Annotated in this window: 6 protein-coding genes; 2 read left to right on the top strand and 4 right to left on the bottom strand. The window is 57.7% G+C overall.

Features of this window, described 5'->3' with window-relative positions; all coding sequences use genetic code 11:
- From CW742_RS05285 to CW742_RS05270, 4 genes are all read right to left on the bottom strand, one after another.
- On the bottom strand, positions 1-1,120 hold a 1,120-nt coding region (locus CW742_RS05285; RefSeq protein ID WP_292417486.1), incomplete at its 3' end, for a signal recognition particle protein Srp54.
- On the bottom strand, positions 1,120-2,202 hold the full coding sequence (gene ftsY, locus CW742_RS05280) for a signal recognition particle-docking protein FtsY (RefSeq protein WP_292417483.1): 1,083 nt from the start codon (positions 2,200-2,202) through the stop codon (positions 1,120-1,122). The genes CW742_RS05285 and ftsY, both read right to left, overlap by 1 nt.
- Positions 2,203-2,218: 16 nt before the next feature.
- Entirely contained in the window at positions 2,219-2,671 is a 453-nt protein-coding gene (gene pfdA, locus CW742_RS05275) for a prefoldin subunit alpha (RefSeq protein WP_292417481.1), read from the bottom strand.
- Between the two features lie 173 nt (positions 2,672-2,844).
- Positions 2,845-3,939 carry a sensor histidine kinase KdpD gene (locus CW742_RS05270; RefSeq protein ID WP_292417478.1) on the bottom strand — a complete coding sequence of 365 codons (1,095 nt, stop codon included), beginning with the start codon at positions 3,937-3,939 and terminating at the stop codon, positions 2,845-2,847.
- Positions 3,940-4,138: 199 nt separating this feature from the next.
- Between CW742_RS05270 and CW742_RS05265 the strand changes: the two genes are divergently transcribed.
- Positions 4,139-5,581: a saccharopine dehydrogenase C-terminal domain-containing protein gene (locus CW742_RS05265; RefSeq protein WP_292417476.1), complete on the top strand. Its 1,443-nt coding sequence runs from the start codon at positions 4,139-4,141 to the stop codon at positions 5,579-5,581.
- 12 nt (positions 5,582-5,593) lie between these two features.
- Positions 5,594-6,393: alanine racemase (locus CW742_RS05260; protein WP_292417473.1), on the top strand; the 800-nt coding region annotated here is incomplete at its 3' end.

Raw genomic sequence — 6,393 nt, 5'->3', positions numbered from 1 at the left:
TCATCGAGTCCATGATGATCCGGTACCGGACCATCTTCGTGCTCGTGACATCGTATACTCCCTCGGGCAACTGCATGTTCCCGAGCGGGAGCATCCCCATGATCTGCTTTAAGGGGCCCATCTTGTTGAGGGCCTCGAGCTGCTTGTACATGTCGCGGAGGGTGAACTTCCCCTTCATCATGGCGTTGACGTCAACGTCTTCGGGGTTGATGGCCTCGTTCGCCCGCTCAACAAGGGCTTTTAAGTCCCCCATGCCGAGCAGGCGGGAGATGAAGCCGTCGGGATCGAACCGTTCGAGGTCCTCGATCGTCTCCCCCGAACCGATGAACGCGATCCCGCTCTTCGTCTCGGCAACGGCCGACATGGCGCCACCGCCTTTTGCGGTACCGTCCATCTTGGTGATGATGACCCCGTCGATCCCGATGGCCTCGTGGAAGCGCTTCGCCTGCTCACTTGCCTGCTGTCCAAGCGCGGCATCGATGACGAGCCAGCGGTGGGTTGCCCTGGTCAGCACATTGAGGTCGATGATCTCTTTGATCAGGTCTGCCTCAAGAGCATGCCGCCCCTGCGTATCGACAATGATCAGTTCCTGCTCTTTTAAGGCTGCAAGGCCTTCGCGGGTGATCTTCAGGGCGTCCTTTTCCTGCGGGTTGCCAAAGCAGGGGACATTGATCTTGTTACAGAGCGTGGAGATCTGGTCGAAGGCACCGGGCCGGAACGTGTCGGCGCAGATGACACCGACCTTCATCCCCTTCTTCTGGAAGTAGCGGGCGAGCTTTGCCGTGGTCGTGGTCTTGCCGCTCCCCTGCAGGCCTGCCATCAGGATGGTCTGGGGTTCGAGCCGGACTTCAGTAGAGGTCCAGACAAGGCGGACCAGCTCCTGGTACACGATCCGGAGCACGTGCTCGCGGACGTTCATGCCCTTGGGTGGCTCCTCTTCAAGGGACCGGGTGCGGATCGCCTTACTGAGCTCCATCACGAGCTTGACATTCACATCGGACGAGATGAGCGCACGCTGGAGATCCTTTACCAGGTCGTCGACTGCTGCCCGGTCGACAACAGTCTTGCCGGCCAGTTTCTTGAGAGCATCCTTTAACGAAGAGGACAGGTTGTCGAGCATCACGCACCACCTTCCAGCAGCTCTTCCACAACCGTTGCCGGCTCGAAGGGCATGATATCGTCATAGGCCTGCCCGACACCAAGGAACATCAGGGGTTTTCCGATGGTGTGGGCAATCGAGATCGCCGCCCCGCCCCGGGAGTCCATGTCGGCCTTGGTCAGCACAACGGCATCTGCGCCCACGGTCCGGTCGAACTCGAAGGCACGCGTCACGGCGTCATTACCGGCGACAGCTTCGTCCACGTACACGACAAGGTCTGGTTTCATGACGCGTTTGATCTTCTCGAGCTGGCTCATCAGGTTTGCCTTGTTGTGGAACCGGCCGGCGGTATCCGCGAGGACCACATCGATCTTGTGGGCTTTTGCATACTCCACGGTATCGAACAGCACTGCCGAAGGATCGGCACCCTCCTGGTGCTGGATGACCCGGATGCCGATCCGTTCTGCATGCACGGCAATCTGCTCGATTGCCCCGGCGCGGTAGGTGTCGCCTGCACCGATGACAACGGTGAATCCTTCCTTCCGGAGCCAGGACCCGATCTTGGCAACAGTCGTGGTCTTCCCGGTGCCGTTCACACCCGTGAACAAAATCTTCACAGGACGCTCGCGCTTCGCGATATATGCCTTGAGATCGAACCCCTGCCCGAGCACGTCCAGCAGGGCAGCTTTTAACGCATGGACAACGAGGTGGTCGACCGATTCGCCGATCTTGCGGTGCCTGCCGACAAGGTTCTTCTCAACGCTGCTGATGATGGCATCGGTTGCCGGGAGGGCTACGTCGCTTTCAAGGAGAGTGAGTTCCAGCTCGGAGAGCGCATCATCGAGGTCTTTTTCCGAGACAATCAGTTCGCGGTCGATGATGAGCGTCTTCATCTTCTGGACGAAAGACGGGGCAGAAGGTTCCGGCGCAGGTACAGCGGCAGTGCCGGGCACTGTATCCGGTTTTGGTGCAGGGACGGGAGGTTTTACTGTATCCACGGGGGTTGTCTCTCCCCCGGGTTCAGCCCGGGCTGCTGCAGCGTTGATACTGCCGCCAAGGCGCTCGCGTGCCGCTTTGAGCTTCTCCCGCAGTCCCCCGAACATGGGCAGGTGCTCCGGATCAGCCCAGATCCTGCCCGGCAGCCATCGCCTGCTGGTAGCCGGACTCGATCCGTTTGTTGATCTCGTTCATCTGGGCACGGAGACGGTCGAGCGTCTCGGCAACCTTCTTTGCCGAGGCTTCCATCTCCATGATCCGCTCTTTTAAGAACTCCACGGCGTCCTTGTTGGAACGTTCCACAACAACTTCGGACCCGATTGCAAGGAGAACCTTCTCGGGTTCCACGATTTTAGCGCGGACACTTGCCCCGCCTCCGATCTGGAGGAGGACAGTGCCGTCTTCCGAGGCGAGCATTCCTTCGAGCGCTTCGATGGCAGCATGCGCCTCCATCCTCCCGTTCTCCAGCATCTGCAGCTGCTGGACAAAAAGTTCAGCCTGCTGCCCGTACTCCTGCAGGTAGTTCTGGAGGGTCATCAGTTCGCGCTGGTCCATTGGTGCATTTTTGTCTGCCAAGATACGCCACCCCGTAAAAAACCACTGTTGTGGTGATTGTGACTCCTGATATGTATGTTCTCCACCACAATAAATACATCATTGTGACCGGAAGCAGGTCCGGGATGGCGGGCAGGAAAGCAGGAAACCCGCCGGGGTTTGGCCAGTATCTGCGGCATTATTATCCTTTGTTTTTACTCGCTCACGGCAACGACCCTGTGTTTCCCTTCAGGGACACGGATCTCGAACCGGACTCCCTCCCCGTAGACACCGTTCTCGATCATCGCGAGATCGGTGATGGCAAGGATCTCCCGGGAGAGGAACATGCCAAGACCGGTGTTCTTCCCGAATCCTTTCACAAAGACCCGTTCCTTGTCTTCGTTCCGGATCCCCACCCCGTCATCCTCGTACACCAGAAAAAGGCCGTTATCCGGGCCCGGCCGGGTGGAGATCGTTATCTTCTTCACCCGCTCCCCGTGGCGGAGCGAGTTATCAAGAAGGTTCTCGAAGACTTTCTCCAGAAGGGGATCAGCATACACCTCAATCCCCGTCTCCGGGAGGATCAGGCTCACCTCGTTTGCCGGGAGCCGTGCCTGGAGGCGCTCGCCGACGGAGCGGATATCCTGCCATTGCGGGGCAACCACACCGATCTCCTCGTAGGTCTTCATGAAATCGAGCTGCCGTTCGATTGCATGGGCTGTTTTCTGTTCCTTCTCGATCCGCGCTATTGCAGCGGGATCCGTGACCTGCATCCGGGAGAGTTCCAGGTACGAGAGAAGGGCGGAGAGCTGGTTCCGGATGTCGTGCCGCGTGACACTGGAGAGGAGGTTCAGTTTCTTGTTTGCGGTCTGGAAGGCGTGCTCCGATGCGGCCAGCCGTTCATTCACCTCCCGCAGGTCCCGGTTCTGTGCCCCGATCATAGCGTAGTAACTATTCAGGGTATCGGCAATGTACCCGATGATGTACGCAACCACAAAGAGCATCGCAGCCCGGACAAGGGAATCGGGCGCTATCGATCCGGTGATCCACCAGCCAACTACGATCTGGAGCCCGCCGAAAAAGAGCGCGAGCGGGATCGCTTTTTTCCCGTACCACAGGCCGGCAATAGCGATGATCAGGTAGAAGAAATGCGTGTATGCAATAGAGATCTTCAGCTGGTAATGGACCACGAGCTCGAGGAGGAGCCCGGTGAAAACAAGGAGGGCAAGAGCATACGGTTTGATCGTCCCGACTGTTGCCACCAGGGCCTCCCGGGACAGGAGCAGGTCCATCTCCTCTTTTGCACCCATGCGATACTTCCTGACGGAAAAGTTGGCCGGGCAGAATAAGAGGATTTCGTTCCGTGAACCGGGCAAAGACCGGGAGACCTGACCGGGAGGAATGCCAAGCCTCTCCGCAGCACCAGGATATCACGGATCTTCGTCGTGTTTAATACAACTCGCGCCCAATAGTCCTGTGCAGGCCTTACGGGACCTGCAGGAGGAGAGAATGGAATTCAAAAACAAGGTCCTGATCATAGGATACGGCGCGGTTGCCAAATGCATGCTCCCGATCCTGCTCCGTCATGTTACCATCCCGCTCGAGCAGATCACTATCATGGATTTCAAGGACAAGTCCCCTGACCTGAAAGCATGGACAGCCGGCGGCCTCTGCTTCGTCAAGAAGAAAGTTACCCAGGAAAACCTTACCGGGATCCTTGGAGAATACCTCTCCCCCGGCGGGCTCCTGATCGACGAGGCATGGAACATCGACAGCTGCGATCTTGCCCAGTGGTGCCATGACCACGAGGTCCTGTACGTCAACACCTCGGTCGAAGCGTGGGACCCGGACTCAGGGATCGAGACGGCAAACCCCTACGAGAAGACCCTGTATTTCCGGCAGATGCGGCTCATGGAACTGACAAAGGACTGGGACGATGCCCCCACCTGCGTTGTCGATCACGGCGCAAACCCCGGGCTCATCTCCCACTTCGCAAAACAGGGACTTGTCGATATTGCCCAGAGGATGATTGCTGATAAGATCGCGCAGGACCCAACAAGGATCCAGCATTTGATAACAGAACAAAAATTCGGGGAACTGGCGATGGAAGTCGGCGTGAAAGTGATCCACTGTTCCGAGCATGACACCCAGATCTCCCGGACCCCCAAGAAAGTGGGAGAGTTTGTCGGCACCTGGTGCATCGAGGGGCTCCGCGAAGAGGGTGTCGCCCCGGCAGAGATCGGCTGGGGCACACACGAAAAGACCCTGCCCCCGCTTGCCATCGTTCCACCCGTCGGCCCCAAGAACGGTATCCTCATCCCGAAGATGGGGCTCAATACCTGGGTCCGTTCATGGATCCCCAACCAGGAGATCATCGGCATGGTCATCCGCCATGGCGAAGCATTCGGCATCTCAGACCGCTGGACGGTCTGGAAAGACGGCAAGGCAGTCTACCGGCCCACGGTACATTACGCGTACATGCCCTGTGACGCCACCATCGCGTCCATCCACGAGCTCCGCGCCCGGAACTACGTGCTCCAGCCCAAGCTCCGGATCATGAGCGACCGCGAGATCGTCACCGGTGCCGACATCCTGGGCGCCCTCCTGATGGGCCATCCCTACAAATCATGGTGGACGGGAAGTATCCTCCCGATCAACGAAGCAAAGAAACTCGCTCCCGGCCAGAACGCGACCACCATCCAGGTCGCGCTCGGGGTTGTCAGCGCTGTCATGTGGATGATCAAACACCCGCGGGAAGGGTTCTGCCTCCCGGACGACCTCCCGCACGATTTCGTGCTGAATATTGCAAAACCGTACCTCGGAGAGTTCCGGTCAACGGCTTCAGACTGGACGCCCCTGAAGAACCGCGTGGTCTTCTTCAAGGAGAACCCGGAGAACGATTACGACCGTGAAGATATCTGGCAATTCAAAAACTTCTTATTCGTACAGTAAATCAATCATATAATGACAAAAGTCGCGGTTGACACCAAGAAAAGGCGGAAGAAAAAAGGGACCGATGAGATTCCCACCCCCGTTCATCATATCGGCACAATAAACAAGAAACTCCTGCTGAACCTTGCCGCAGAACACGGTACCCCCATTTTTGTAATCGATCACGAGAAACTCCGGGAAAATTATCGGGAGTTCCGGCGGCATATGCCGGATGTCCAGGTCTATTTTGCTGTCAAGGCCAACTCAAATCCCGAGATCGTGAAGACCCTGTATGATATCGGGTGCAGCTTCGATGTGGCCTCAATGCCCGAGTTCATGATCGTGTACGAGAACTTCAAACACCTGCCACGAAAGGAGCAGCAGGCGTTTATCTGGGACAAGATCATCTACGCCAATACCATCAAGCCGATCGAGACCTTACAGGCGCTGGACAAGTACAAACCGCTCGTCACCTTTGATAACCACCACGAGATCCTGAAAATCCGCGACCACGCGCCCCACGCCGGCCTGGTCCTGCGCCTCCGTGTCCCGAACACCGGCTCCATGGTCGAGCTCTCCAGCAAGTTCGGTGCCCACCCGGGCGAGGCGGTGGACCTGATCATCGAGGCCTTCGAAAACAACCTTGTCGTGGAAGGATTGAGTTTCCATGTCGGGAGCCAGTGCACCAACTTCGAGAACTACATGCAGGCGCTCCAGATAGCAGCAAGCATTGTTAAGGAAGTGGAAGAGCGGACCGGCCGGAAGATCCGTATTCTCGATATTGGCGGAGGATTCCCGGTGAAGTACCACCCCGGAATCCGATCCATCAGGAC

This window comes from Methanoregula sp., from assembly GCF_002835825.1.
GTDB lineage: Archaea > Halobacteriota > Methanomicrobia > Methanomicrobiales > Methanospirillaceae > Methanoregula.
Note: the sequence above shows the minus strand (reverse complement) of the source record. Positions and strands in the feature narration are given on the sequence as shown.